The sequence below is a fragment of the Methylobacterium sp. 190mf genome (genome assembly GCF_900107945.1).
In the GTDB taxonomy this organism is placed as follows: Bacteria; Pseudomonadota; Alphaproteobacteria; order Rhizobiales; family Beijerinckiaceae; genus Methylobacterium.
In genome coordinates this window covers 112,750-137,128 of sequence record NZ_FNVI01000005.1, presented here as the reverse complement: position 1 = coordinate 137,128, position 24,379 = coordinate 112,750, and the positions used below count along the sequence as shown (strand labels likewise).

At 72.2% G+C, this 24,379-nt stretch carries 26 protein-coding genes; 15 read left to right on the top strand and 11 right to left on the bottom strand.

Going from position 1 to position 24,379, the window contains the following annotated elements; translation table 11 throughout:
* The first annotated feature begins 14 nt into the window (after nt 1-14).
* Nucleotides 15-1,862 (top strand): extracellular solute-binding protein, encoded by a 1,848-nt coding sequence (locus C4T42_RS07745; protein WP_020092629.1) that lies wholly within the window; start codon nt 15-17, stop codon nt 1,860-1,862.
* Nucleotides 1,863-1,866: 4 nt separating this feature from the next.
* The gene (locus tag C4T42_RS07740; protein ID WP_020092630.1) at nt 1,867-2,970 is read left to right on the top strand and encodes a microcin C ABC transporter permease YejB; all 1,104 of its coding nucleotides are present in this window, start codon (nt 1,867-1,869) and stop codon (nt 2,968-2,970) included.
* A gap of 19 nt (nt 2,971-2,989) precedes the next feature.
* On the opposite strand, the gene C4T42_RS07735 is transcribed toward C4T42_RS07740, so the two are convergent.
* Nucleotides 2,990-3,481: an Rrf2 family transcriptional regulator gene (locus C4T42_RS07735; RefSeq protein ID WP_020092631.1), complete on the bottom strand. Its 492-nt coding sequence runs from the start codon at nt 3,479-3,481 to the stop codon at nt 2,990-2,992.
* 192 nt (nt 3,482-3,673) lie between these two features.
* Here C4T42_RS07735 and hmpA point away from each other — a divergent pair, with 192 nt between their 5' ends.
* The gene (gene hmpA, locus C4T42_RS07730) at nt 3,674-4,915 is read left to right on the top strand and encodes an NO-inducible flavohemoprotein (protein ID WP_020092632.1); all 1,242 of its coding nucleotides are present in this window, start codon (nt 3,674-3,676) and stop codon (nt 4,913-4,915) included.
* A 7-nt stretch (nt 4,916-4,922) separates the two neighbouring features.
* Here hmpA and C4T42_RS07725 read toward each other — a convergent pair whose 3' ends face one another.
* Nucleotides 4,923-5,738: a helix-turn-helix transcriptional regulator gene (locus C4T42_RS07725; RefSeq protein ID WP_026604847.1), complete on the bottom strand. Its 816-nt coding sequence runs from the start codon at nt 5,736-5,738 to the stop codon at nt 4,923-4,925.
* A gap of 62 nt (nt 5,739-5,800) precedes the next feature.
* On the opposite strand from C4T42_RS07725, the gene C4T42_RS07720 reads away from it, so the two are divergent.
* Both C4T42_RS07720 and C4T42_RS07715 read left to right on the top strand, forming a co-directional pair.
* Nucleotides 5,801-6,997: an MFS transporter gene (locus C4T42_RS07720; RefSeq protein ID WP_103984962.1), complete on the top strand. Its 1,197-nt coding sequence runs from the start codon at nt 5,801-5,803 to the stop codon at nt 6,995-6,997.
* Nucleotides 6,998-7,061: 64 nt separating this feature from the next.
* On the top strand, nt 7,062-7,565 hold the full coding sequence (locus C4T42_RS07715; RefSeq protein ID WP_020092635.1) for an N-acetyltransferase: 504 nt from the start codon (nt 7,062-7,064) through the stop codon (nt 7,563-7,565).
* A 268-nt stretch (nt 7,566-7,833) separates the two neighbouring features.
* On the opposite strand, the gene C4T42_RS07710 is transcribed toward C4T42_RS07715, so the two are convergent.
* Together C4T42_RS07710 and C4T42_RS07705 are read right to left on the bottom strand one after the other, a co-directional pair.
* On the bottom strand, nt 7,834-9,015 hold the full coding sequence (locus C4T42_RS07710; RefSeq protein WP_234081219.1) for a multidrug effflux MFS transporter: 1,182 nt from the start codon (nt 9,013-9,015) through the stop codon (nt 7,834-7,836).
* A 143-nt stretch (nt 9,016-9,158) separates the two neighbouring features.
* Nucleotides 9,159-10,130, bottom strand: a complete 972-nt coding sequence (locus C4T42_RS07705; RefSeq protein WP_020092637.1) for a cytochrome c family protein — start codon at nt 10,128-10,130, stop codon at nt 9,159-9,161.
* Nucleotides 10,131-10,453: 323 nt separating this feature from the next.
* On the opposite strand from C4T42_RS07705, the gene C4T42_RS07700 reads away from it, so the two are divergent.
* A complete protein-coding gene (locus C4T42_RS07700; protein WP_020092638.1) occupies nt 10,454-11,197 on the top strand; it encodes a 3-deoxy-manno-octulosonate cytidylyltransferase in 744 nt (247 codons plus the stop codon).
* 24 nt (nt 11,198-11,221) lie between these two features.
* Nucleotides 11,222-12,079, top strand: a complete 858-nt coding sequence (locus tag C4T42_RS07695) for a prephenate dehydratase (RefSeq protein WP_020092639.1) — start codon at nt 11,222-11,224, stop codon at nt 12,077-12,079.
* Between the two features lie 3 nt (nt 12,080-12,082).
* Here the strand turns inward: C4T42_RS07695 and C4T42_RS07690 are convergent, their stop codons facing one another.
* Nucleotides 12,083-12,808 (bottom strand): tyrosine-protein phosphatase, encoded by a 726-nt coding sequence (locus C4T42_RS07690; protein WP_020092640.1) that lies wholly within the window; start codon nt 12,806-12,808, stop codon nt 12,083-12,085.
* Nucleotides 12,809-13,013: 205 nt separating this feature from the next.
* Here C4T42_RS07690 and C4T42_RS07685 point away from each other — a divergent pair, with 205 nt between their 5' ends.
* The gene (locus C4T42_RS07685; RefSeq protein ID WP_020092641.1) at nt 13,014-13,520 is read left to right on the top strand and encodes an N-acetyltransferase; all 507 of its coding nucleotides are present in this window, start codon (nt 13,014-13,016) and stop codon (nt 13,518-13,520) included.
* A gap of 111 nt (nt 13,521-13,631) precedes the next feature.
* A complete protein-coding gene (gene ppa / locus C4T42_RS07680; RefSeq protein WP_020092642.1) occupies nt 13,632-14,165 on the top strand; it encodes an inorganic diphosphatase in 534 nt (177 codons plus the stop codon).
* 40 nt (nt 14,166-14,205) lie between these two features.
* On the opposite strand, the gene C4T42_RS07675 is transcribed toward ppa, so the two are convergent.
* On the bottom strand, nt 14,206-14,739 hold the full coding sequence (locus tag C4T42_RS07675; RefSeq protein WP_020092643.1) for a gamma carbonic anhydrase family protein: 534 nt from the start codon (nt 14,737-14,739) through the stop codon (nt 14,206-14,208).
* 158 nt (nt 14,740-14,897) lie between these two features.
* Between C4T42_RS07675 and C4T42_RS07670 the strand changes: the two genes are divergently transcribed.
* Nucleotides 14,898-15,176, top strand: coding sequence for a hypothetical protein (locus C4T42_RS07670; protein WP_020092644.1), 279 nt, complete (start codon nt 14,898-14,900; stop codon nt 15,174-15,176).
* Nucleotides 15,177-15,284: 108 nt separating this feature from the next.
* Complete coding sequence (locus C4T42_RS07665; RefSeq protein ID WP_020092645.1) at nt 15,285-15,500, top strand: hypothetical protein; 216 nt, start codon at nt 15,285-15,287, stop codon at nt 15,498-15,500.
* A 29-nt stretch (nt 15,501-15,529) separates the two neighbouring features.
* Here the strand turns inward: C4T42_RS07665 and C4T42_RS31900 are convergent, their stop codons facing one another.
* Both C4T42_RS31900 and C4T42_RS07660 read right to left on the bottom strand, forming a co-directional pair.
* A complete protein-coding gene (locus tag C4T42_RS31900; protein ID WP_020092646.1) occupies nt 15,530-15,694 on the bottom strand; it encodes a hypothetical protein in 165 nt (54 codons plus the stop codon).
* A 94-nt stretch (nt 15,695-15,788) separates the two neighbouring features.
* Nucleotides 15,789-16,304 (bottom strand): META domain-containing protein, encoded by a 516-nt coding sequence (locus tag C4T42_RS07660; RefSeq protein ID WP_026604848.1) that lies wholly within the window; start codon nt 16,302-16,304, stop codon nt 15,789-15,791.
* Nucleotides 16,305-16,526: 222 nt separating this feature from the next.
* Between C4T42_RS07660 and C4T42_RS07655 the strand changes: the two genes are divergently transcribed.
* The 4 genes from C4T42_RS07655 (at nt 16,527) to C4T42_RS07640 (ending at nt 19,218) form a co-directional block, all read left to right on the top strand.
* Nucleotides 16,527-16,850 carry an XRE family transcriptional regulator gene (locus C4T42_RS07655; RefSeq protein WP_020092648.1) on the top strand — a complete coding sequence of 108 codons (324 nt, stop codon included), beginning with the start codon at nt 16,527-16,529 and terminating at the stop codon, nt 16,848-16,850.
* Between the two features lie 192 nt (nt 16,851-17,042).
* Nucleotides 17,043-17,780, top strand: coding sequence for a PIG-L family deacetylase (locus C4T42_RS07650; protein ID WP_020092649.1), 738 nt, complete (start codon nt 17,043-17,045; stop codon nt 17,778-17,780).
* On the top strand, nt 17,777-18,370 hold the full coding sequence (locus tag C4T42_RS07645) for an SAM-dependent methyltransferase (protein WP_020092650.1): 594 nt from the start codon (nt 17,777-17,779) through the stop codon (nt 18,368-18,370). The genes C4T42_RS07650 and C4T42_RS07645 overlap by 4 nt, the downstream gene beginning before the upstream one ends.
* Nucleotides 18,367-19,218 (top strand): galactosyltransferase-related protein, encoded by an 852-nt coding sequence (locus C4T42_RS07640; protein ID WP_103984961.1) that lies wholly within the window; start codon nt 18,367-18,369, stop codon nt 19,216-19,218. The genes C4T42_RS07645 and C4T42_RS07640 overlap by 4 nt, the downstream gene beginning before the upstream one ends.
* A gap of 187 nt (nt 19,219-19,405) precedes the next feature.
* On the opposite strand, the gene C4T42_RS07635 is transcribed toward C4T42_RS07640, so the two are convergent.
* From C4T42_RS07635 to sucD, 3 genes are all read right to left on the bottom strand, one after another.
* Entirely contained in the window at nt 19,406-20,377 is a 972-nt protein-coding gene (locus C4T42_RS07635) for a CoA ester lyase (protein ID WP_103984960.1), read from the bottom strand.
* 187 nt (nt 20,378-20,564) lie between these two features.
* Nucleotides 20,565-23,315 (bottom strand): phosphoenolpyruvate carboxylase, encoded by a 2,751-nt coding sequence (locus tag C4T42_RS07630; protein ID WP_020092652.1) that lies wholly within the window; start codon nt 23,313-23,315, stop codon nt 20,565-20,567.
* 167 nt (nt 23,316-23,482) lie between these two features.
* The gene (sucD, locus tag C4T42_RS07625; protein ID WP_010687110.1) at nt 23,483-24,373 is read right to left on the bottom strand and encodes a succinate--CoA ligase subunit alpha; all 891 of its coding nucleotides are present in this window, start codon (nt 24,371-24,373) and stop codon (nt 23,483-23,485) included.
* Between the last annotated feature and the right edge of the window lie 6 nt (nt 24,374-24,379).

The following is a 24,379-nucleotide window of genomic DNA, read 5'->3' as shown; positions in this document are numbered from 1 at the left end:
CGGGCGGTCCCGGGATGCCGACCCGGCGCGGGCTGGTCCTCGGGGCCGGCGCGCTCGCGGCGATGCCGCCGTGGCGCCCCGCCCGGGCGGTTGACGCGCAGGAGCGCCACGGCCTGTCCAGCTTCGGCGAGCTCAAATACGGCCCGGACTTCGCGCATTTCGACTACGTGAACCCGATGGCGCCCCGCGGCGGGCGCTTCTCGGCGCAGCTCGCCGCGACGACCGGCAACCAGTCGCTCAACACCTTCAACACGCTCAACGTCTACGTGCTGCGCGGCGACGGGGCCGCCGGCATGCCCCTGACCTTCGACAGCCTGATGGTCCGCGCCCTCGACGAGCCGGACGCCCTCTACGGGCTGGTGGCGCGCGCCGTCACGGTCAGCCCGGACGGCCTGACCTACACCTTCGCGCTGCGCCCGCAGGCGCGGTTCCACGACGGCTCGCCGCTGACCGCGCGGGACGCGGCCTTCAGCCTCAAGCTCCTGCGCGACAAGGGCCACCCCGAGATCGCCGAGGTGATCCGGCCCATGACCGACGCCCGGGCCGAGGGCGACGGGCGGCTCGTGGTGACCTTCGAGCCGGGCCGCGCCCGGGACCTGCCGCTGTTCGTCGCGCAGCTGCCGCTCTTCTCCGCCGCCTACTACGCCGGCCGGGACTTCGAGGCCTCGACCCTGGAGGCGCCGCTCGGCTCCGGTCCCTACCGGGTCGGCACCGTCGATCCGGGCCGGTCCATCGGCCTGGAGCGCGTCCCGGATTACTGGGCCGCCGAGCTGCCGGTGAATGTCGGCCAGAACAACTTCGACGCGATCCGCTACGAGTATTTCCGCGACCGCACCGTGGCGTTCGAGGCGTTCAAGAGCGGTGCCTTCACGTTCCGCGAGGAGTTCACCGCCCGGGTCTGGGCGACCGGCTACGACTTCCCGGCGATGACCGAGGGCCGCGTGGTCCGCGAGACGGTGCCGGACGCGCGGCCGAGCGGCACGCAGGGCTGGTGGATCAACACCCGCCGCGCCGCGTTCCGCGACCCGCGGGTGCGCGAGGCGATCGGCCTGTGCTTCGATTTCGAGTGGTCGAACCGCAACCTGATGTACGGCGCCTACGCGCGCACGGCCTCGTTCTTCGAGAATTCCGACCTCAAGGCGACCGGCAAGCCCTCGGCCCAGGAGCTCGCCCTGCTGGAGCCGTTCAAGGACTTGCCGCCCGAGGTGTTCGGCGAGGCCTGGGCGCCGCCGGTCTCCGACGGGTCGGGCCAGGACCGGGCGCTGCTGAAGCGCGCCGACGCGCTCCTGCGGGAGGCCGGCTGCACCCGCCAGGGCGGCAACCTGCTGCTGCCCGGCGGCCAGCCCCTGACCCTCGAGTTCCTCGACGAGGATCCGGTCTTCCAGGCGGTCACGCAGCCCTTCATCCGCAACCTGGGGCTGCTCGGCATCAAGGCGAGCCTGCGCACGGTCGACCCGTCTCAGTACCAGGCGCGGCTGAAGGATTTCGACTTCGACGTCACGCCGCGCCGCTACAGCAGCGGGCTCACCCCCGGCGCGGAGCTGCGCGAGACCTACGGGTCCCGCTCCGCCGGGACCGCGGGCTCCAACAACCTGTCGGGGATCGCGAGCCCGGCGATCGACGCGCTGCTCACCGCCGTCGCCGACGCGACGTCGCGGGCGGACCTGACCACCGCCTGCCGGGCCCTGGACCGGGTCCTGCGGGCCGGGCGCTACTGGGTGCCGATGTGGTACGCCTCGACCCATCGCCTCGCCCTCTGGGACGTGTACGGCCGCCCGGCGACGCCGCCGAAATACGATCTCGGCGCCCCCGGGACGTGGTGGTTCGACGCCGACAAGGCCAAGCGGATCGGGCGGGACTGACGCCATGCTCGCCTACATCCTGCGCCGCATCGGCCTGATGATCCCGACCCTGTTCGGGATCATGCTGATCACCTTCACCATCGTGCAGTTCGCCCCCGGCGGACCGGTGGAGCGGGTGCTGTCGCAGCTCCAGGGCCAGCGCGACGGGGCCATGTCCCGCATCACCGGCGGCTCGGGCGACCTCGGCGGCGCCAGCCGGCCGTCGGGCGGCGGCGACGCCAGTTCCCGCTACCGCGGCGCCCAGGGGTTGAGCCCGGAATTCATCGCCAAGCTCGAGAAGCAGTTCGGCTTCGACAAGCCGGCGCCCGAGCGCTTCGCCAAGATGCTCTGGGACTACGTCCGGTTCGATTTCGGCCGCAGCTACTTCCGCGACGTCACGGTCATCCAGCTGATCAAGGAGCGGCTGCCGGTCTCGATCTCGCTGGGCCTGTGGATGACGCTGCTGTCCTACGCGATCTCGATCCCGCTCGGGATCCGCAAGGCCGTGGCGGACGGCACGCGCTTCGACCGCGCGACCTCCTTCGTGGTGATCATCGGCTACGCGATCCCGGGCTTCATGTTCGGGCTGATGCTCATCATCCTGTTCGCCGGCGGCTCGTTCTACCAGTGGTTCCCGCTGCGCGGCCTGACCAGCGAGGGCTGGGAGAGCTTCTCGCCCTGGCACAAGGTGACCGACTACGCGTGGCACATGGTGCTGCCGCTGACCGCTCTGGTGATCGGCGCCTTCGCCACCTCGACCCTGCTGACCAAGAACTCGTTCCTCGACGAGATCCGCAAGCAGTACGTGCTGACCGCGCGGATGAAGGGGCTGTCCGAGCGGCGCGTGCTCTACGGGCACGTCTTCCGCAACGCCATGCTGATCGTGATCGCGGGCTTCCCCGGTGCCTTCATCTCGGCCTTCTTCACCGGCTCGCTGCTCATCGAGACGATCTTCTCCCTCGACGGCCTGGGCGAGCTGTCGTTCCGGGCGATCGTCGGGCGCGACTATCCGGTGGTGTTCGCCACGCTCTACATCTTCTCGCTGCTCGGGCTCGCGGTGAACCTGCTGTCCGACCTGATCTACGTCTGGATCGACCCGCGGATCGATTTCTCGGCGCGGGCGACCTGACCGCGCGACGCGCGGAGCCTCAGGCCTCCGGGAGGCTCGCGGCGCCGGCCGGCACCGGCGGCTCGTCGCGCGGGGGGCCGGCCAGGCCCAGCAGCGCCGCGATGGCGTCGCCGTCCGGCGCGCCGAGGAGGTCCGCCAGGGTGTAGCGGTCGAGGACGGCGAGGAACGCCGCCAGGGCCTCGCCCAGCACCCGCCGGAGCCGGCACGGGGCCGTGATGGCGCAGGCGCCGCCGCCGAAACACTCGACCAGCGCCAGGTCGTCCTCGGTCTGGCGCACCACTGCACCGACGACGATCTCCTCCGGCGGCTTCGCCAGCCGAAGGCCGCCGCCCCGCCCGCGGATCGTCCGGATCAGGCCGAGCCGTCCCAGCTGGTGGACCACCTTGGTCAGGTGGTTCTCCGAGATGCCGTAGGCGCGCGCGATCCCGGCGATCGAACTCTGCTCGGGCTCGTGGAGCCCGACGTAGATCAGCGTGCGCAACGCGTAATCTGTGTAGCGGGTCAGGCGCATCTCAACTCCAGAAGACGATCCCTGCCGTGGGGCGATGCGATGTCCGCCGCGGTCCGAGTCCGTACGCGCAGCCGCGGACCGGCACCACCGCTGGCAGGCGAACAGGCTTCGTCCCTATAAGATGTATTTCCCTTGCATCTTTTCGAGGGGGCGCTAAAAGAAGCATGTCGTATGCACCTTTTGAGCTGTGCCATGCCCGCGCCCCTCTCCCCCGCCACCGTCGCTCTCATCAAGGCCACCGTGCCGGCCCTGGAGGCCCACGGCCTCACCATCACCAAGCGCATGTACGAGCGCCTCTTCGAGAACGCTGAGATACGCGACCTCTTCAACCAGTCCCATCACGGCGAGACCGGCTCTCAGCCGAAGGCCCTGGCCCAGGCCGTGCTCGCCTACGCCCGCAACATCGACAATCTCGGCGTCCTGGCGGGCGCGGTCGAGCGCATCGCGCAGAAGCACGTCGCCCTGAACATCCTGCCGGAGCACTACCCGCACGTGGCCGACGCCCTCCTCGGCGCGATCGGGGATGTCCTCGGCGAGGCCGCCACGCCGGAGATCGCCACGGCCTGGGGGGAGGCTTACTGGTTCCTGGCGGAACTGCTGATCGGCCGGGAGGCCGCGATCTACCGCGACCATGCCTCCAAGCCGGGCGGCTGGAACGGCTGGCGCGACTTCGTGGTCGACAGCGTGACCCAGGAGAGCGAGACGATCCGCTCCTTCGTCCTCGTGCCGGCCGACGGTGGCCCGGTGCTGCGGCATCGGCCGGGCCAGTATCTCGGCTTCCTCCTGGACCTGCCGGGCCGCGGTGTGCTGAAGCGGAACTACTCGGTGTCCTGCGCGCCGAGCGACCGGGCCTACCGCATCACCGTCAAGCGCGAGGCGGCGCCGGGCCGTCCGGCCGGGATCGCCTCGAACTGGCTGCACGACCACGCGCGGCCCGGCACCGTGCTGAAGGTCGCCGCACCGGCGGGCGACTTCAGCCTCGACACCGAAAGTGACGCGCCCGTGGTGCTGGTCAGCGGCGGCGTCGGGCTGACCCCGATGATCAGCATGCTCGAGACCATCGCGGCGGACAGCCCGGACCGGCCGACCTGGTACGTCCACGGCGCCCTGTTCGGCCGCGTCCACGCCCTGCGCGACCACGCCCGGGCGCTCGCGGCGCGGGCCCGCGCCGCGACGCTCGTGACGTTCTACGCGGAGCCCGAAGCCGCGGACCGGCCGGGTGAGCACTACGACGTCCAGGGCCTGATCACGGCGGACTGGCTCGCGGAACACACGCCGCACGACCGCGCGACCTACTACCTGTGCGGTCCCAAGCCGTTCCTGCGGGATCTCGCCACCGGCCTGCTGCGCCGCGGCGTCCCGGCCGAGCGGGTGAAGTTCGAGTTCTTCGGCCCGGCCGACGAGCTCTTCGAGGAGCCCCGACAGGCAGCCTAGGCGGCGCTCAGGGCGTCCCGCCGCGGAGCGGACGCGCGGCGCCGAGCACCCGCGCCACGGTCGTGCGCAGCGCCTGCGCGCTCCGGTAGCCCACGGCCGCCGCGACCGCCCGGGGCGGCCGCCCCTCGGCCGCCAGCGCCAGCGCCCGGATCACGCGGGCTCTCGCCCGCCAGTCGCCGAAGCTGAGACCGGTCTCCGCGCGGAACCCGCGCGTGAGCGTGCGCCGGCTCGCCCCGGCACGGTCGGCCCAGGCGTCGAGATCGGCCTCCGAGGCCGGATTCTCGATCAGCGCGAGGCAGACGCGGCGCAGGCGCGGGTCCCGGGGGAGCGGCAGCGCGAGCGGCGTCGCCGGGGCCCGGCCGATCTCGTCGAGCACCAGGGCGGCGAGGTGGCCGCCGCGACCCGCCTCTGCGTAGAGCACCGGCTCCTCCGCCAGCGCGGTGAGCGCGGCGGCGAGGAGCCGCGACACCGCGATCACCCGGCAGCTCGCCGGGAAGGACCGGACCGCGGCCGGATCGAGATAGGCCGAGCACATCGCGACCGCGCCGTGGGTCGCGACCGCGTGCGGCAGAAGCGGCGGGATCCAGAGGGCGTGCCCCTCGGGAACCACCCAGGTGCCGTCCTCCGCGAACGCCATCATCAGCCCGGACGTGGCGTAGAGCAGCTGCGCGCGGGGATGGAAGTGCCGGGCGAGGTGCATCCCGGCCGCGTAGGTCTTGGGCATCACCGCGACCGGGCGCGGCACGTCCTGATAGTCGGCCGCCTCGGTCGACCGCCCGACGGCGCCGCGCGCCTCCGTCAACATTGGCCCGTTCGCGTACATATCCGGCCCAATACCGCCATCGGGTCAGGCTATCAGGGTGCCGTCCCGGAGGATACGCCGCGATGGATTCGGACACGCTGTCCCGCCGCACCCTGCGCTTCGTCAACGTCGCGCACGCCCTCGACCATTTCGTGCTGCTGATCTACCCGACCGCGGTCATCGCCATCGCAGCCCAGACCGGGCTCGGCTACGGCGAGCTGATCGGGCTCGCCACCGGCGCCTTCGTGGCCTTCGGTCTGTGCTCGCTGCCGATGGGCTCGCTGGCCGACCGCTTCGGGCGGCGCAACATGCTGGCGGTGTTCTTCTTCGGCTACGGCCTGTCCTGCCTGGGCGTGGCGAGCGCCTCGACGCCGCTGGGCTTCGCCCTCTGGCTCTGCGTCCTCGGGCTCGCCTCGGCGATCTACCACCCGGTCGGCTCCGCCATGCTGGTCACCCATGCGCGCCGGCTCGGGCACGATCTCGGCATCAACGGCGTCTGGGGCAATCTCGGCGCGGCCTCGGCCTCCGGCCTGACCGCGCTGCTCGCCGCCACGGTCAGCTGGCGCGCGGCCTTCATCGTTCCCGGCCTCGTCTGCCTCGCCTGCGGGGCCGCCTTCGTGGCCCTGGTCCCGGGGGACGGCGACGCCGCGGGGAGGAAGGCCGGCGGCGCGGCGGTGATCCCCGTCACCCGGCCCTGGGCGCTCATGGCGATGTTCGCCCTGTCGATCTTCGCGGGCGGCCTGACCTTCAACCTGACGACGATCAGCCTGCCCAAGGTGATCGACGAGGGCGTCGGGCAGGCGCTGCCCCTGGCGCTGACCGGCTCGATCGCCACCGGCGTCTTCCTGTTCGGCGCGCTGATGCAGCTCGCCATGGGCCGGCTGATCGACCGCTACAGCCTGCCGTCCCTGTTCGTGGCCCTGTCGGTGCTGCAGCCGCTGGGGCTCGGGATCGCGGCCGTCTCCACCGGCCTGCCGCTGCTCGCCGGGCTCGTCCTCGCCATGACGGCGATCTACGGGCAGGTGGTGATCAACGACGCGATGATCGCCCGCTACGTGCCGCCCGCCTACCGGGCCCGCGCCTACAGCGTGCGCTACTTCGTCGGCTTCACGGCGAGCGGCTTCGTGGTGCCGGCGATCGCCCTCCTGCACGACCGCGGCGGCTTCGCGCTGGTCCTCGGCGCCGCCTCCGCCTGCGGCGCGGTGATCTGGCTCGCGGCCCTGGGCTTCCTGAGGCTGACGCAGGGCGGCGCGCGGCCCGCCCTGGCCGCCGCCGAGTAGCGCGACGGTTTGCGGGTCCGGCCCGGCGCTGCTACGCGGCGCCCGTCCGACCCGCGAGTACCCCGTGACCGATCTGTCCCTCGTCATCCGGCCGGAGCGGCCGGAGGATGCCCCCGCCATCGAGCGCCTCCACGCCCGGGCCTTCGGTCCCGGCCGCTTCGCCCGCACCGCCTACCGCCTCCGCGAGGGCGCGGCCGAGCGGATCGACCTCGGCATCACCGCCTCGGTCGGCAGCTTCCTCGTCGGCTCGGTCCGGATGGGTCCGGTGCGGACCGGGGCGACGCCCTTCGTGATGCTCGGCCCCCTGGCGGTCGATCCGAGCTTCGAGGGCCGCGGCATCGGCGGCACCCTGACCCGCGCGGCGATCGAGGGGGCGCGGCGGGCGGGCGAGGGTCTGGTGATCCTCGTCGGCGACGCGCCCTACTACGCCCGCTTCGGGTTCACACCGGTTCCGCCCGGGCGCCTGACCCTGCCGGGGCCGGTCGACCCGGCGCGCCTGCTGTGGCTGGAACTGGCCGAGGAGTTCCGTGCGGGCGTGACGGGCCCGATCGAGGCGGTCAGGACCTGAAACGGGGCCCGGCGGGCGTGCCTCAGCTCTCTGACGGTGATTTCGATCCGCACCGGGCTGGTCTTCTGCATGCGCGTGAATGGCTCAGCTCAATCCACACGCAGCCGCCGTCATTGCGAGCGAAGCGAAGCAATCCAGTAGCGCCACACTTACGGAGGGCGCGCTGGACCTGGGTCGCTTCGCTGCGCTCGCGATGACGGAGGGGGCCGACGGCTCCGCCGAGCAGCGAGCGCCGCCGGGGCCGGCGCTCGACCGTTCGAAACCCCGTTCAGGCCCGCCGGAGCGCCAGCGCGGCGATCAGCCCGGCCGCGAGCAGCGCCAGCGCCACCGGCGTCGCCGAGGTCGCCGGCCAAGCGGAGGCGGCGGCCGTGAACAGCGCCCCGAACGTCATCTGGGTGAAGCCGTAGAGGCTGGAGGCCGACCCGGCGGCGTGCGGGTCGACGTTCATCAGCCCCGCCACCGCGTTGGGGCTGAGCAGACCGACGCCCACCGCGTAGGCGAAGAGCGGCACGATCAGGCTGACCACGCCGAGCATGCCGGTGCGGTCCACGACCAGCAGCGACAGCGCCGCCCCGATACAGAGGAGATTGCCGCTCCGCGCCGCCTTGCGGATCGGCACCCGGGCGGCGAGCCGGCTCGCCAGGACGGCGCCGCCGACCATGCCGAACACGACGATCAGGCAGTCGAAGCCCACCTCCTGCGAGGAGCGCCCGAGCCGGTCCACGAGGAGGAACGGCGCCACCGCCAGGAACGCGTACAGGCTGGTGCCGCCGCAGGCCCCCGCCACCAGGTAGGCCCGGAACACCGGGACCCGCACCAGCCGCAGGTAGCCGGACAGGACGGCGACGAAGCCCGGCAGCGCCACCTTGTGGCGGTTGGTCTCGGGCAGGGTGAAGACCACGAGCGCGCCCAGCACGGCGACGAGGCCGGCCAGCACCACGAACACCGCGCGCCAGCCGAAGGCCTCGTTCACCACGCCGCCGATCGCCGGGGCCAGCGCGGGCGTGAGCGTCATCGCGGTGGTGAGGATCGCGAGCTTCCGGGCGGCGTCCTCGCGGGTCGAGACGTCGCGGACCATCGCCCGGCCGATCACCAGCGAGCCGCAGGCGCCGAGGGACTGCAGGACGCGGGCGACGAGCAGGACCCCGATATTCGGCGCGGGGATCGCGAGCAGCAGGCCGGCGAGGTAGAGGCCGAGTCCCCCGATCAGGATCGGGCGCCGCCCGTACCGGTCCGAGAGCGGCCCGTAGAGGAGCTGACCGCCCGCGAGCCCGATCAGGTAGACGGTGATCGTCAGCTGCGCGCCGGCGGCGTTGGTGCCGAGGTCGACGGCCGCCGCCGCCAGCGCCGGCACGAAGATGTGCAGCGCCACCGTCCCGGTCATGGTCACGGCGACGAGGAGCGGCAGGGGGGCCCGGCGCTCCGGCACGGCGGGACGTCGATCAGTCAAGGGGCCCTACGCGGTTCTCGATCCGGCCGGATGCCGGGGCGCAGCCGCCTTAGAGCAAGGGCCACGCCCGGAGCCATGCCGGCGGAACGCGCCAGGCACGCGAGGGGCGGGACCGTGCCCGGCCCCGCACCCGGCCGTGCCGCCTACTCCTTCGGCAGCGGCTGCGGGGTCGGCAGTGGCGCGTTCAGATCCTTGGTCGGGCCGCCGACCTCCAGATCCTTCGCCCGCTCGACGGCCTCGGGATTGGCCTTCGCGGCCGGCTCCTTGGCGGCCGGCGCCGTCGGCGCGGTCGGCTCGGCGGGGATCAGGCTCGAGGGCTGGCCCTGCTGGTCGCTGTCGTGGGCGCTGGCCGGGGGAGCCGGCGCGTTGCGGTCGCTCGACTCGCCGGTCGTCCGCGGGCTGCCGGGCGACTTCGCCTCGACCGGCTTGGCGGTGCCGGTATCGGCGGGCTTGGCCGGGCTGTCCTTACCCTCGGACGCCTTGTTGGCGGCGGGCTTGTCGGCGGACGGCTTGTCGGCGGCGGGCTTGTCCTCGGGCTTGGCCGCGGCGGGCGCGGCCGCCGGCGCGGCGTCGGTCTTCTCGACGGCCGGCAGCGGCTTCGGCGATTCGGCTAGCGTCCGCAGGTAGGCGATGACGTTGGCCCGCTCCTGCGGCGCAGCGATGCCCGCGTAGGCCATCTTGGTGCCCTTCACGTAGGCCTTCGGGTTCGTCAGGAACTCGTCGAGGTCGGCGTAGGTCCAGGTGCCGCCCTTCTCCTTCATGGCCGCCGAGTAGTCGAAGCCCGCATGCGCGCCCTTCGGCCGCTCGACGATGCCGTACAGGTCGGGGCCGACCTTGTTCGGGCCGCCCTTCTCGAAGCTGTGGCAGGCGTGACAGGCCTTGGTGCCGGCCTCGCCCTTCTCGGCATTGGCGCTCGCGAGGCGGACGGCGATCGGCTCGACCTTGGCCTCGGGCGCCGCGGAGGCGGCCTCGGGCTGCGGCTCGGGCAAGTCGTAGCCGGCATTGCCCGCCGGCTTCGGGTGGTAGATCAATTCGGCGACGAAACCCGATCCGGCCGCGAACAGAAGGGCGCCGAGGACCGCACCCAGGACCTTGTTCACCTCGAACGAGTTCATGCTCTTCTCGCAACTCGGCCGTGCCGAACGCGCGCCTGACACGGGCGAGCGGGCTCGGACACCGGACATTGGAAGATTTCGAGGTTGCCTTAGCGGTTCCGGGCGGCTCCTGACAATGCCGCAGGGGCGTTCCGCGTCGCTCCGGCGCAGGATTGTTCCACTGAATTGTCCAGCTTGTCACCGGGTGGCACCTTTTCTCCACCGCGGCCCGGCCCGTTTCCGCAGGCCCGTTCCCGGGGGACGACAACCAGGGGCCGGCCTGTTAAGCAGCCGGCCGCCTCCCGTCGCGGCCGCTCGATCCGCGCATCCGGATCCGAATCTCGATGTCCGATCCCCTGGTCCTGATCCCGGCGCGCCTCGCCGCGACCCGCCTGCCGAACAAGCCGCTGGCCGACATCGCCGGCGAGGCCATGATCGTCCATGTCTGGCGCCGGGCCGTCGAGGCCGGGATCGGCCCGGTGGTGGTCGCCACCGACACGGCGGAGATCGCCCGCACGGTCGAGGCCGCGGGCGGCCTCGCGGTGATGACCCGGGCCGACCACCCGTCGGGCTCCGATCGCCTCGCCGAGGCCCTGGAGATCGTCGATCCGGAGGGCCGCCACGACGTGGTCGTCAACGTGCAGGGTGACCTGCCGACCATCGACCCGGCGATCATCGGCGCCTCCGTCGCGCCGCTCGCCGACCGCACCGTCGACATCGTCACCCTCTGCGCGCCGATCACCGATCCGCACGAGGCCGACAACCCCAACGTGGTCAAGCTCGTCGGCCACGCGGTCGGTCCCGGGCGCCTGCGCGCCCTCTACTTCACCCGCGCCCGCGCGCCCTGGGGCGACGGGCCCCTCTGGCACCATATCGGCCTGTACGCCTACCGGCGCACGGCGCTCAGCCGGTTCGTGGCCCTGCCGCCCGGCGAGCTGGAGGTGCGGGAGAAGCTGGAGCAGCTGCGGGCCCTCGAGGCCGGCATGCGCATCGATGCCGCCATCGTCGACGACCTGCCGCTGGGCGTCGACACCCCCGCCGACCTGGAACGGGCCCGCGCCCTGCTGCAGGGTCGGCGCCTGAACTGACCCGACGAACGAATCCGCGCCGCCATGACCGACCGCACCATCGCCTACCAGGGTGAGCCCGGGGCCAACTCGCACATCATCTGCGCGGAGGCCTACCCGGACTGGACGCCGCTGCCCTGCCCGACCTTCGAGGACGCCTTCGCGGCGGTGACGGAGGGGCGCGCGCAGCGGGCGATGATCCCGATCGAGAACTCGATCGCGGGCCGCGTCGCCGACATCCACCACCTGATCCCGATCTCGCCGCTGCACATCGTGGCCGAGCACTTCCTGCCGATCCACTTCCAGCTGATGGTCCTGCCGGGCACGAAGCTCGAGGCGCTGAGGAGCGTCCACAGCCACGTCCACGCGCTGGGCCAGTGCCGCCGCATAATCCGCCGGCTGGGCCTGAAGGCCGTGGTCGCCGGCGACACCGCCGGGGCGGCCCGCGAGATCGCCGAGATCGGCGACCCGAGCCGGGCGGCCCTGGCGCCCGCTCTCGCCGCCGAGGTCTACGGCCTGGACATCCTCGAGCGCGACGTCGAGGACGAGGCGCACAACACCACCCGGTTCGTGGTGTTCTCCCCCGAGCCCGAGCCGGTCGCCCAGGGCGCCGAGCCCTGCGTGACGAGCTTCGTGTTCCGCGTCCGCAACATCCCGGCCGCCCTCTACAAGGCGCTCGGCGGCTTCGCGACCAACGGCGTCAACATGTCGAAGCTCGAGAGCTACATGGTCGACGGCGAGTTCACCGCCACGCAGTTCTACGCCGAGGTCGACGGCCATCCGGAGGATACGGGCCTCCGCCGCGCGCTGGACGAGCTCGGCTTCTTCTCGCGCGAGCTGCGGGTGATCGGGACCTACCCGGCCCACCCGTTCCGCGAGGCGGCGCGGCCGCCCGCGGAGTGATCCTCACTCCCGCCGCAGGATGCGGTCGGCGGCCAGATCCGACCAGAAGCCCGGCCGGAAATCCCGCTTGAGCGCCTCGGGATCGTAGACGGTCTCGACCCAGGTCAGGAAGTCGAGGCCCTGCGCCTCGCCCTCGACGCGGTAGCGGGCGAAGAACGCGTCGAGGATCCCGGTCTTGGCGAAGCGGAGATGGCCGTAGCGGGCGGAGAGCTGCCGGGCGGCCTCGGCCACCGGGCGGCCCTCGTGCAGGATCAGGTACAGGGCCGAGGCGAGGCCGGCCCGGTCGGCGCCGGACTTGCAGTGCATCACGGCCGGGTACTCGATGCCGGCGAAGAACGCCTTGGCGCCGAGGATGGTGGCGCGGTCCGGCGCCTCCCGCGAGCGGAGCACGAACTCGACGAGCTTGAGGCCGTGGCGCTCGCAGGCCTCGCGCTGCAGCGGCCAGGACCCGTGCTCGCGCCCGCCGCGCAGGGAGATGATCGTCCGCACGCCCTCGGCCCGGAAGCGGGCGAGTTGGTGGGGACCGGGCTGGGCCGAGCGCCAGACGGCGCCGGTGCCGACCCGGTGCCGGTTGAGGTAGGCGAGGCGGAACACGCCGTGGTCCATCAGCAGCATGCTGGCCCAGGCCATCAGCCGGTCGCCGGGGCCGGCGATCGGCCGCTCGAAGCGGGCGATCCGGGCCATGCGGCGCGCGTAGCGCGTCTCGGGCTTGAGGAAGCGGTTGAACAAGGCCAGGCTGCCGAGGGAACGAGCCCGGGCTCTACCAGCCACCCGGCGGCCCGGCAATTCGCGGGCCCGGCCCCCGACCGGCACGCGGTCGACCACACCGACGCGATCCGGCGCCGTTCTTGCCTTCACTCCGCCCGGATCGGCATCGAACCTGCGCGGACCGCGCGAGTTATCCGCCGGTCGGACGATGGGAGGCCCGAGGCCCATGAGCACGCGCACCACGAGCATCCGCCGGGCCCGCGAGGCCGACCTCGGCGGCTTGTCCAAGGTGTTCGACGCGTCGTGGCGCGAGGCCTATCGCGGCATCATCCCGGGCGTCGCCCTGGAGCGGCTGATCTCGACCCGGGACCGGGCGTGGTGGCGGGGCGCCCTGCGCCGCGGCCGGCCGATCGCGGTGGTCGAGACGGGCGAACTCGTCGTCGGCTACGCGGCCTACGGGCGAACGCGCAGCCGGTCCCTCGGCACCGAGGCGGAGATTGACGAACTCTACCTGCTGCCGGAGTACCAGGGCGTCGGCCTGGGCCGCCGCCTGTTCCGGGCGGTGCGCAACGACCTCGCGGATCACGGCTTCGCGCGGCTCGGCGTGTGGAGCCTGGAGGACAACGCCCGCGCGAGCGCCTTCTACGAGGGGCTCGGCGGCGTCGCCGGCCCGCGGGTGCTGGACCGCGTGGCGGGCCTCCCGCTCCCGAAGGTCGGGTTTCTCTTCGGCTAACGTTTTCCAGCGCTCGTTGCCGGGCCGTACCATCGACTGATTTGCTTTGCCAGGCGGCGCCTCTAAGAGATCCGGGAAGCGGACGAGACCGCATTCCGGAAGCGACAGGCCATGAAGATCGACGCCATCCCGCTCGGCAAGAAGCCGCCGCACGACGTCAACGTGATCGTCGAGGTGCCGCTCGGCGGCGAGCCGATCAAGTACGAGATGGACAAGGAATCCGGTGCGCTGGTCGTCGACCGGTTCCTGTACACGCCGATGTTCTACCCGGGCAATTACGGCTTCATCCCCCACACCCTGTCGGGCGACGGCGATCCCTGCGACGTGCTGGTGGCCAACACCCGCGCCGTGCTGCCGGGCGCGATCATCAGCGCGCGTCCCGTGGGCGTGATGGTGATGCAGGACGAGGGCGGCGAGGACGAGAAGATCATCGCGGTGCCCTCGCGCCACCTGACCAAGCGCTACGACCGGGTCGAGAACTACACCGACCTGCCCGACATCACGATCCAGCAGATCCAGCACTTCTTCGAGCACTACAAGGATCTGGAGCCCGGCAAGTGGGTCAAGTTCGTCCGCTGGGGCGACAAGGAGGAGGCCCACCGGCTGATCGAGGAAGCGATCGAGCGCGGCAAGGCCAAGAAGTAAGGGTGTTCCGGCCGCTCCTCCGGGGAGCGGCCCGTACCCGTCAGCCGTCGATGCGGCGCAGCCCGGCCCGGTAGCGCCGGGCATTCTCCACATAGCGCAGGGCGGCCTGCCGCAGACCCTCGATCGCGGCCTCGTCGAGGGTGCGCACGGCCTTGGCCGGCGCCCCGACGATCAGGCTGTGATCCGGGAACTCCTTGCCCTCGGTGACCAGCGCGTTGGCGCCGACGAGGCAGCCGCGGCCGATCCGGGCCCCGTTCAGAACCGTCGCCCCCATGCCGACGAGGCTGCCGTCCCCGATGGTGCAGCCGTGCACGATCGCGCCGTGCCCGATCGTGACGTCGGTCCCGATCACGAGGGGGAAGCCGGGATCGACGTGCATGATCACGCCTTCCTGGACGTTGGTGCGGTCGCCGATGCGGATCGGCTCGTTGTCGCCGCGCAGGGCCGCGCCGAACCAGATGCCGACATCGAGGCCGAGATGCACCCGGCCGATCACCTGCGCGTCGGGCGCGATCCAGACCCGGGCCGGGTCGGCGAGGTCGGGGACGTGCTCGTCGAGGGCATAGAGCGGCATGGCGGCCTTTCACGGAAGAGCGGTGGTATCGGCCGCGCGGCGCGGCCGGGATCGCGACAGATGACGCGCGGCACGTGTCGCGGGAATGGTACGGCGCGTCCAGGCTGCCAATGCTAGGCTGGCTCCGCAAGCGGTCGTGACCCGGATCGGAGACAGAGATGGCACGCCTCCCGGCCCTGATCGGTCTGACGCTTCTCCTGCTGACGCAGGGGGCCGGGGCCGCGGACCTGCGGGGGCCGGCGGCGCTGGGCCGGTTCCGGGCGACGTGCGAGGATCTCGGGACCTTCTGCTTCGCCGACGCCTGCGGCGGCGATCAGATCGCGGCGGCCGAGGGCTGCCGGGCGCGCTGTCCGAGCGCGTCGATCGTCGAGGTCGTCCCGGCCGCCTGCCCGCTGCCGGACGGTCGGTCCGTGCCGATCCTCCGGCGCCGCGGCTGAGAATCGGCCGCGATCGAGGGCCGGGAGAAATATCGGACGTCCGCGGCAACGAAACGCGGAACGCGGCATTGACCGTTTCGAACACGCTAACAACGGAGACGCGGACAGATGCTCGCGAACGCGCGCGATGCCCGCCGGCGCACGAAGCTGACCAGCGATCTCCGTCCGCCCGAAGCGGGAGCGAACGCCGATCCCGTCCTGTACGGCGTGGCCGCGGGTCTGGCGGCCCTGTTCCCGCCCGTGATGCTGCGCTCGGAGGCCTCGCCCGAGACGCACCGCGCCTCCGAGACCTCGCGGGCGCCGGACGCGACCGGCACCCGCTGAGGCTAGGACCGGTCGGCGCAGGCTCCCCCTCAGGCCGCGAGCCGGACGAGGAGGAGGAGGGTCGCCAGGAGCGGCGACGCCGCGGCGAGCCAGAGGGCGCCCGGATGGAAGCCCTCGGGTCCCGAGAAGCGCGCGGTCCTCGTCACCGCGGGACGCAGGGGATCCCCGCGTCCGATCCCGATCCCGACTGGCATCCGCGCACTCCTCGATACCGGAGGAGTGAGCGCCGACGTCCCTCAAGAGCGTCTGAATCGGCGGCCGTCGTCGTTCGGCGTGGTGAACCGGCCCTTAAAGGGCCCGGTCGAACTTCAGCTCGCCGTTCGGGCTCTTCAGAACGAGCTGCGAGCCGACCATGTCCCACACCGCCGAGGTGCGCAGGGCGATGAAGAACGCCTGCTCGGCGGCCGCGAGGCCCTTGTCGCAGCTCTTCTTGGTGAGCGCGAGCGGGCCGACGGCGATGTGCTGCTCCTTGAGCGGGAAGGCGGTCGCCGCGAAGGTGTTGCAGCCGCCGTAGCCGCGGGCGCGGTACTGCTTGTCGATGATGAAGCTCGGCCGGTCGCCGCCCGTGAACGGCTTGCCGTTCAGGCTCACGGCGGTCCAGGTCGAGTCCAGCGGGAACATCTTCTCGCTGGCCTTGGTCCCCGGCACGTACTGGGGCTTCTTCTCCTCCTCGCCGCCCGGCCGGCGGTTGCCCCGGCCGAAGCCCGTGGGCGAGCCGCCCATCTGCGCCTGCGCCTGCGTCGCCGCGGTCAGGTCCATGGCCAGCACGGCACAGGCCAAGCTCGCGATCAGCACCCCTCTCATCGTCCAGTCCCCATGTCGCGCGCGCCGCGCGCAGGTCATCCCGGTCCGGAAGCGCCGCGCGGGCCGCGCGGTCCGGCCCCTCGCGTGGGCCGCTCCGAATCCTTGCGCCTTGCCGGATGCGACAGGATTTCAGCACAATTATGGTCGCGCTCGGCCGAAGACCGCCCGGAAACGATCCGGGACCGCGATCGTTGTTGATCAGTGCGAAGCAGGAGGATCACCTTGGCAGGATCGGACGAGGGCGCGCAGAGCGGGACCCGGGCGCTCGCCATGACCCCGGCGCAGTCGCGGGCGGCTCGCGGGCTGCTCGGCTGGTCGGAGGCCGATCTCGCCGGCAAGGTCGGCCTGGACGAGCGATTCGTGCGGGATTTCGAGGGCGGCTATAGCGACGCGCCTAGTGGCCAAGTCGAGGCCCTGCGCAGCGCCCTCAGCGCCGCCGGTGCGGTCTTCCGCGACGCGCCGACGCCGGGCGTCCACCTCGCGGCGGGCCGGGGCGTCGACGAGGGCACCCGCGCCGACGCGCTCACCACCGAGAACGATCGCTGACACCCGCCGGCCGGCCCGAACGCGCCGCTCATGGCGCGTTCATGCGCTGCGCCTGACAACCCGGGACGCCACAACCCGCGCACCGTCCGTGGAGCGTCCCGTGATCGATCCCGTCAGCAGCCCGTCGCGGTGCGACCGGCGCTTTCCCTTGGCCTTCGTCTTGTCGGCCTCCGACCGGATCGGAGGCCGCTGATGCGCGCCGACGCCTTCCTCGCCGCCGCCGACGCGCTGCCCGTGGCGAGCCTCGACGCCCTCCTGGGGAGCCGGGGGCTCGTGGTGGTCGCGCCCCATCCCGACGACGAGAGCCTCGGATGCGGCGGGCTGATCGCCGCCGCCCGGGCGTCGGGACGGCCCGTGCATCTCGTCGTGGTCAGCGACGGCTGCGGGTCGCACACGCATTCCCGTCTCTACCCGCCCGAGAAACTGCGCGCCCTGCGCGAGGCGGAGACCCGGCGGGCCGTGGCGGTCCTCGGCCTCGGGCCCGAGGCCGTCACCTTCCTGCGCCTCCCGGACGCGCACGTCCCGAGCGACGGCCCCGGGGCCGAGGCCGCCGCGTCCGCGGTCGCCCGCGCGGCCGCGGCGATCGGGGCCGGCGCGGTCTTCGTCACGTGGCGCCACGATCCCCACTGCGACCACAAGGCGGCCGCGGCGATCGTCGCCCTCGCGCGGCCGCAGATGCCGGGGGTCCGCGTCTACGAGTACCCCGTCTGGGGCTGGACCCTGCCGCCCGAGACCGAGGTCGGGCCGAGCCCCGCCGGCCTGCGCCTCGACGTCTCCGCCTATCGCGAGACCAAGGCGCGCGCCGTCGCCGCCCACGAATCGCAGACCACCGACCTGATCGCGGACGATCCCCAGGGCTTCCGGCTCGAGCCTGCCATGATCGACCGGCTCTGCGGCCCCTACGAGCGCTTCGTCGCGGTCCCCGCATGAGCCGCCGGACGAAGACCCTGCCGGAAGACTACTTCCTCGGCATGTACGCCAGCGACCCGGATCCCTGGCGCTTCACCTCGTCGTCCTACGAGCGCGACAAGTACGCGGCGACGCTGGCGGCCCTGCCGCAGGCGCGCTACCGGGCCGCGTTCGAGCCGGCCTGCTCCATCGGCGTCTTCACCCACGCCCTGTCCGAGCGCTGCGAGCGTCTGCTCGCCACGGATCTGGTTCCGGCCGCCCTGGAGGACGCCCGGGCGCGCTGCGCGGATCGCCCCCACGTCGAGATCCGGCAGGGCACGATGCCGGCGGACTGGCCCGAGGAGCGGTTCGACCTGATCGTCCTCTCCGAGTTCCTGTACTTCCTGGCCCCGGAGGATTTCGCCGCGCTCGTGCGCCGGGCCGGCGCGACGATCGCGCCCGGCGGCGACATCGTGCTGGTGCACTGGCTGGGCGAGACCGACTACCCGCTCTCGGGTGACGGCGCCGCCGAGGGCTTCATCCGGCTGTCGGCACCCTTCGCACAGGTCCTGAGTCAGGCGCGGACGGACAAGTACCGCATCGACGTCCTGCGCGCCGGAACCGCCCCGTGAGCGTCGCGGTCATCACCCTCAACAAGGGCCGGCGCGCGCACCTGACCCGTCTGCTCGAAGGCCTCGGCCGCGGCGACCCGCCCGACCGCTGCGTCGTCGTCGAGATCGGCGACGACGCGGCGCCCTACCCGGCCCTGCCCTTCCCGGTGGAGCGCGTGCCGTTCCCGCGTGCCGGCCTGCCGCTCGCCGCGGCGCGCAATGCCGGGCGCCGGGCCGCCGGTGCCGACACGCTGATCTTCCTCGACGTGGACTGCATCCCCTCGGCGGGGCTCGTCGCGGGCCTGTCGCGGGCGGTGGCCGAGCGGGACGGCCTGATCTGCTGCGAGATCGGCTACCTGCCGGTCGGCGCGGTCGCGGACGGGTGGCGCGAGACGGATCTGGCGCGTCTCGGCGCGCCGCACCCGGTGCGGGCCTTCCCGCCCGCCGGCACGGTGGCGCCGGCGCCGCAGCCCGGCCTGTTCTGGTCCCTCGCCTTCGCGGTGCGGGCCGCGACCTATGACCGCCTCGGCGGCTTCGACGAGACCTTCTCAGGCTACGGCGCGGAGGACACCGACCTCGCCTTCCGGGCCGAGCGGGCCGGCGTGCCGATCCTGTTCCTCGGCGGCCCCCGGGCCTACCACCAGCATCATCCGGGCTACGACCCGCCGCTGCAGCATTTCCGCGACATCGTCGCCAACGCGGCGCGCTTCCACGACCGGCACGGGATCTGGCCGATGGACGGCTGGCTCGACGGGTTCGCCCGGCTCGGGCTGATCGCGGCGGACCGCTCCACCGGGATCGTGGTTCACCGGGACCCGACGCCGGACGAGATGGAAGCGGCGCGGCTACCGGACGATCAGCCGTTCTGACGGGACTTCGGGCCACGCGGCGCCGCCGTCCTCGCGAGCGCAGCGAGGCAACCCGGCAGCGACACGCATGTCGCCGTAGCCGCGACCCTGGATTGCTTCGCTGCGCTCGCTAGGACGAGACGTTCCTCGCCGTGCGGAGGGCGGATCCCGGCCAGGGGGCTGGGATCCGCCCGCGTCGGAGCCGTCTTCAGCCCTTCATGGCGTTCGCCTTCTCGATCAGCGCCTCGGCCATGCGGATCGAGGCGATGTCGATGAGGCGGCCGTCCAGGGACACGGCGCCGCGGCCGGCCTTGGCGGCCTCTTCCATGGCCTCGAGGATGCGCCGAGCCTTGGTGACCTCGGCCTCGGAGGGGGTGAACACCTCGTTGGCGAGCTCGATCTGGCTCGGGTGGATCGCCCACTTGCCCTCGAAGCCGAGGGCCGCGCAGCGGCGGGCCGCCGAGCGGTAGCCGTCCGGATCCGAGAAGTCGCCGAACGGTCCGTCGATCGGGCGCAGTCCGTAGGCGCGGCAGGCGACCAGCATGCGGTTCTGGGCGAACAGCCACGGGTCCTGCCAGTGGGTCTGGCGGCTGCCGGACTCGTCCTTGTCGGTCAGCACCGAGAAGTCGGGGTTCACGCCGCCGATGACGGTGGATCGGGCGCGGGTCGAGGCGGCGTAGTCGGCGACGCCGAAGGACATCGCCTCCAGCCGCTTCGACGACTGGGCGATCGCCTCGACGTTGGCCATGCCGAGGGCCGTCTCGATCAGCACCTCGAAGCCGATCTGCTTCTCGCGCTTCTTGGCCTGCTCGATCTGGGTGACCAGCACGTCGATGGCGTAGACGTCGGCCGGCACGCCGACCTTGGGGATCAGCACCATGTCGAGCCGCGGGCAGGCTTCGACGATGTCGACCACGTCGCGGTACATGTAGTGGGTGTCGAGACCGTTGATGCGGATCATCATGGTCTTGTTGCCCCAATCCAGGTCGTTCAGCGCCTGGATGATGTTGGCGCGGGCCTTCTCCTTGTCGTCCGGGGCGACCGCGTCCTCGAGATCGAGGAAGATCACGTCCGCCGCCGAGGAGGCCGACTTCTCCATGAAGGTCGGGTTGGAGCCGGGCACGGCGAGTTCGGAGCGGTGCAGGCGCGGCTTGGCCTGCTGGATCAGGGTGAAGCTCATCTTGGGTTCTCTCTCCTGGTGACGGTTCTGGTGCCGTTGCGGGATGCGGTCCCGTTCATCGGCGGCAAATGGCGCGCGCGTGGGTCGCTGACAGGGCGCGGCTGCACGAATGGACCGGGTCCCCGGTACGGGATCGAGGCACGGGTCCCGTCTCCCGCGCGGGAGAGGGAGCCCGCTGGACCCTCCCCTATCCGGTCGCCCCGAAGCCGACCGCGATGCAGTTGATGGACAGGAGCAGGGCCGACTTCACCGCCTCGCGCCGGTCCTCGTCGGTCTCCGCGCGGTAGCGGGCGAGCAGCTCGACCTGCTCGCGGCTGACCTGGTTGATCGTCGGGAGCCGGCCCTTCAGGCGGTCCCGAAACAGGGGGAAGCGCTCGGCCAGCTCCGTGCCGCCGCTCACCCGCAGCACCATCTCGCGGGTGAGCGCGTACTCGGCCTCGATCATCGAGAAGATCCGGTCCCGGACGCCCGCGTCCTGGACGAGGCCCGCGTAGGCGCGGGCGATGTCGAGATCGACCATCATCAGCGTCTTCTCGACCTCGTCGAGGACGAGGCGGAGGATGCGGGACTCGTTGAACAGCCGCTTGAGGGTCGCCTCGCCGTCGCGGCCGCGCACGTCGATGAAGCTCGCCAGCCCCGAGCCGACGCCGTACCAGCCGGTGATCACGTGCCGGTTCTGCGACCACGCGAACACCCAGGGGATCGCGCGGAGGTCCGAGAGCGAGCGCGCGCCGAAGCGGCGGGCCGGACGCGAGCCGATGTTGAGAAGGGAGATCTCGTCGAGCGGGCTCGCCGCCTGGAAGTAGTCGACGAGGCCGTCGGTCTGGAGCAGCTGGACGTAGGCCGCCCGCGAGGCACCGGCGAGCGCCTCGAGGGCGTCGTCGTGGCCGGGGCCCACCCGCTCGCCGTCGCCGGCGAGCGCGTGCTCGAACACCGAGGCCGCCAGCAGCTCCATCTGGTAGGCGGCCGTGCCGCGGTTGGCGTACTTGAACGAGACGACCTCGCCCTGCTCGGTGGTCCGGAACCGACCGCGGATGGAGCCCGGCGGCTGGGCCATGATGCCCTTCTGGGTCGGCACGCCGCCGCGGCTCACCGAGCCGCCGCGCCCGTGGAAGAAGGCGATCCCGACGCCGAGCTCCTCGCCGAGCCGGGTCAGCTTGCTCTGCGCCTTGTAGAGCTCCCAGTTGGCGGCGACGAAGCCGCCGTCCTTGTTGGAGTCGGAGTAGCCGATCATCACCTCCTGCACGCCGCCCTGCCAGCGGGTGGAGCGGCGGACCACCGGCACGTTGAGCAGCGCCCGCATGATCGCCGGGGCGGCGCGCAGGTCGTCGATGGTCTCGAACAGGGGCACGATCGGCAGCGGGCAGATCTCCGTCCCGGCGGCGTCGAGGAACACCCCCGCTTCCTTGGCCAGCAGGTACGCGCCGAGCACGTCCTCCACCGAGCGGGTCATCGACAGCACGAAGGCGCCGAACGCCTCGCGGTCGAGGGCCTCGCGCATCTCGGCGACGAGGGCGAAGGTGGCCAGCGTCTCGCGGGCGGCGTCGGGCAAGTCCTCGAAGGACCGCTCGGGATCGCGCGGCCGGGCGAGCTCCGTGTCGAGCCACTGGCGCCACGCGGCCGAGCCGAGGGCCGGCGGCTCGCCGTCGCCGTTGCGCTGGCGCCAGAGGGCGTGGAGCGTGTCGGTGGTCCGGGTCGTGTTCTCGCGCAGGTCGAGGCGGACCGTCGAGAAGCGGAAGATCTCGACCATGCGCCGGACCGGACGCACGAGATCCCGCGCCAGTGCCCCGCACTTGGCCTCGGTCAGGCCGCGCTCCAGGGTGCGCAGGTCCTCGATGAGCCCGTCCGCGCTCGCGTAGTCGGGGCCGGACGGGTGCTCGCCCTCGTTGCGGGCGATCGTCGCCTCGATCTTGCGCAGGACGCAGGACAGGTACTGCCTATAGGGCTCGCCCGGGTTGCGCCGGGTGATGGCGCGGGCCTGGCCGCTCTCGGCGAGATTCCGGTCGAGCTCCGCGCGGAAGCTCTCGGGCAGCGGCAGCGAGCGCTCGGTGAGCGAGAGGGTCCGCCCCAGCTCGCGGACGCCGTCGCGGTAGCGCGTGAGCGAGGCGAGCGCGTTGCGGTGCAGGGTCTGCCGGGTGACCGCCGCCGTCACGTAGGGGTTGCCGTCCCGGTCGCCGCCGATCCAGGAGCCGAACTGGAAGAACGGCGGCACCCTGAACTCGGTGCCCGGATAGGTCTCGGCCAGCGCCTCGTGCAGGGTCTCCAGGGTCTCGGGCAGCATCTCGAACAGGGTCTCGTCGAAGAAGTGCAGCCCCCAGGCCACCTCCCGCTCGACGGTCGCCTTCTCCAAGTGCAGCTCGCCCGTCATCCAGACCAGCTCGATCTGGTCGCGCAGCTCGTTCATGAGCCCGTTGCGCTCACGGTCGGTCCAGCGCGGCATCTCCAGCTCGCGCAGGACGAGGTAGATCCGGCGGAACTTCTCCAGCACCGTCACCCGCTTGCCCTCGGTCGGGTGGGCGGTGAGCGTCGGGCGGATGCGCAGGTCGCTGAGCAGCGCCTGGATTTTTTCAGGGGGCACCCCCTGTTTGCGCGCGTCGGAAAAAACCTTGGCGAAGGAGCCGCCGAGCGCGGCCCGCCCCTCCGTGCGCTCCACGTGCCGGCGTCGGCGCATCGCGGCGTTCTGCTCGGCGATGGAGATCAGCTGGAACCAGATGCCCTGCACCTGCAGCGCGCGCGCCAGCATCTGCGGCGAGAAGCGCGAGATGTCGGCCGTCCCGTGCAGGACCGCCTCGAGGTCGGGGTCGTGCCGGCGGGCGACGTCGAGCAGCGCCTGGAACAGGATGTCCAGCGCCTGTTCCGACGACGTGCCGACGATCACCGGCGGCGCGAAGGCCGTGGCATCGACGAGACCGGGGGTTGCGTGAAGGGTGCGGGTCATGGAGCCACCTCGTGGCGCACGGTCTTTCTCGAGGATGTTCAGCGCGATGCGCCGTCACCTCCGGGAGGGAGGCGCGCATCGGCCGGTGCCCAGCGCGACGCGCGCCCTCTCCCGCTCGGGAGAGAGGACCCGCGCCGCGTTCCGGGACGTAAGGCGGGCCGGCCGCGCTACGCGGCCCGGGCCAGCACGTCGGCCACCGTCTGCCCGAAGGAGCCCGGATCCGGCGCCACCGTCAGCCCGTAGGAGCGCATGATCTCGGCCTTCTCGGCGGCGCTGTCGCCGGCCGCCGAGATGATCGCGCCGGCATGGCCCATGCGGCGCCCCTTCGGGGCGGTCAGCCCGGCCACGAAGCCGATTACCGGCTTCGACATGTTCTCGCGGATCCAGGCCGAGGCCTCGGCCTCCTGCGGGCCGCCGATCTCGCCGATCATCAGGACCGCGTCGGTGTCCGGGTCGGTCTCGAATAGGGCGAGGTGGTCGAGGAAGGACGAGCCGTTGATCGGGTCGCCGCCGATGCCCACCGAGGTCGAGATCCCGAGCCCGAGTTCCTTGAGTTGCGAGGCGGCCTCGTAGCCCAGCGTCCCGGAGCGGGAGATCACCCCGACATTGCCCGGAAGGTAGATGTGGCCGGGCATGATGCCGAGCATCGCCTTGCCGGGCGAGATGATGCCGGCGCAGTTCGGGCCGACCACCATGGTCCGCTTCTCTTTGGGGTAGCGGTACAGGTAGCGCTTCACCCGCATCATGTCCTGGGCCGGGATGCCGTCGGTGATCGAGCAGACCAGCCGCAGGCCGGCATCGGCCGCCTCCATGATGGCGTCCGCCGCGAAGGGGGGCGCCACGAAGGTGATCGACGTGGTGGCGCCGGTCGCCGCCACCGCCTCCTTGACGGTGTTGAACACCGGCAGGCCGAGATGGGTGCGCCCGCCCTTGCCCGGGGTGACGCCGCCGACGACGTTCGTGCCGTAATCCAGCATCTCCTTGGCGTGGAAGGTGCCCTTGTCGCCCGTGATGCCCTGGACGATGATCGGGGTGGTCTCGTCGATGAGGATGCTCATGGCGCG

What these genes read in the sequence shown, in the direction of transcription:
- ppa (WP_020092642.1), top strand. Translation starts at nt 13,632, where the DNA reads ATGAAGATCGACGCCATCCCGCTCGGCAAGAAGCCGCCGCACGACGTC.
- hmpA (WP_020092632.1), top strand. Translation starts at nt 3,674, where the DNA reads ATGCCCGCGCCCCTCTCCCCCGCCACCGTCGCTCTCATCAAGGCCACC.
- sucD (WP_010687110.1), bottom strand. Translation starts at nt 24,373, where the DNA reads ATGAGCATCCTCATCGACGAGACCACCCCGATCATCGTCCAGGGCATC.
- C4T42_RS07650 (WP_020092649.1), top strand. Translation starts at nt 17,043, where the DNA reads ATGCGCGCCGACGCCTTCCTCGCCGCCGCCGACGCGCTGCCCGTGGCG.
- C4T42_RS31900 (WP_020092646.1), bottom strand. Translation starts at nt 15,694, where the DNA reads ATGCCAGTCGGGATCGGGATCGGACGCGGGGATCCCCTGCGTCCCGCG.
- C4T42_RS07660 (WP_026604848.1), bottom strand. Translation starts at nt 16,304, where the DNA reads ATGAGAGGGGTGCTGATCGCGAGCTTGGCCTGTGCCGTGCTGGCCATG.
- C4T42_RS07720 (WP_103984962.1), top strand. Translation starts at nt 5,801, where the DNA reads ATGGATTCGGACACGCTGTCCCGCCGCACCCTGCGCTTCGTCAACGTC.
- C4T42_RS07670 (WP_020092644.1), top strand. Translation starts at nt 14,898, where the DNA reads ATGGCACGCCTCCCGGCCCTGATCGGTCTGACGCTTCTCCTGCTGACG.
- C4T42_RS07645 (WP_020092650.1), top strand. Translation starts at nt 17,777, where the DNA reads ATGAGCCGCCGGACGAAGACCCTGCCGGAAGACTACTTCCTCGGCATG.
- C4T42_RS07735 (WP_020092631.1), bottom strand. Translation starts at nt 3,481, where the DNA reads ATGCGCCTGACCCGCTACACAGATTACGCGTTGCGCACGCTGATCTAC.
- C4T42_RS07725 (WP_026604847.1), bottom strand. Translation starts at nt 5,738, where the DNA reads ATGTACGCGAACGGGCCAATGTTGACGGAGGCGCGCGGCGCCGTCGGG.
- C4T42_RS07745 (WP_020092629.1), top strand. Translation starts at nt 15, where the DNA reads ATGCCGACCCGGCGCGGGCTGGTCCTCGGGGCCGGCGCGCTCGCGGCG.
- C4T42_RS07635 (WP_103984960.1), bottom strand. Translation starts at nt 20,377, where the DNA reads ATGAGCTTCACCCTGATCCAGCAGGCCAAGCCGCGCCTGCACCGCTCC.
- C4T42_RS07665 (WP_020092645.1), top strand. Translation starts at nt 15,285, where the DNA reads ATGCTCGCGAACGCGCGCGATGCCCGCCGGCGCACGAAGCTGACCAGC.
- C4T42_RS07695 (WP_020092639.1), top strand. Translation starts at nt 11,222, where the DNA reads ATGACCGACCGCACCATCGCCTACCAGGGTGAGCCCGGGGCCAACTCG.
- C4T42_RS07675 (WP_020092643.1), bottom strand. Translation starts at nt 14,739, where the DNA reads ATGCCGCTCTATGCCCTCGACGAGCACGTCCCCGACCTCGCCGACCCG.
- C4T42_RS07685 (WP_020092641.1), top strand. Translation starts at nt 13,014, where the DNA reads ATGAGCACGCGCACCACGAGCATCCGCCGGGCCCGCGAGGCCGACCTC.
- C4T42_RS07740 (WP_020092630.1), top strand. Translation starts at nt 1,867, where the DNA reads ATGCTCGCCTACATCCTGCGCCGCATCGGCCTGATGATCCCGACCCTG.
- C4T42_RS07630 (WP_020092652.1), bottom strand. Translation starts at nt 23,315, where the DNA reads ATGACCCGCACCCTTCACGCAACCCCCGGTCTCGTCGATGCCACGGCC.
- C4T42_RS07705 (WP_020092637.1), bottom strand. Translation starts at nt 10,130, where the DNA reads ATGAACTCGTTCGAGGTGAACAAGGTCCTGGGTGCGGTCCTCGGCGCC.
- C4T42_RS07700 (WP_020092638.1), top strand. Translation starts at nt 10,454, where the DNA reads ATGTCCGATCCCCTGGTCCTGATCCCGGCGCGCCTCGCCGCGACCCGC.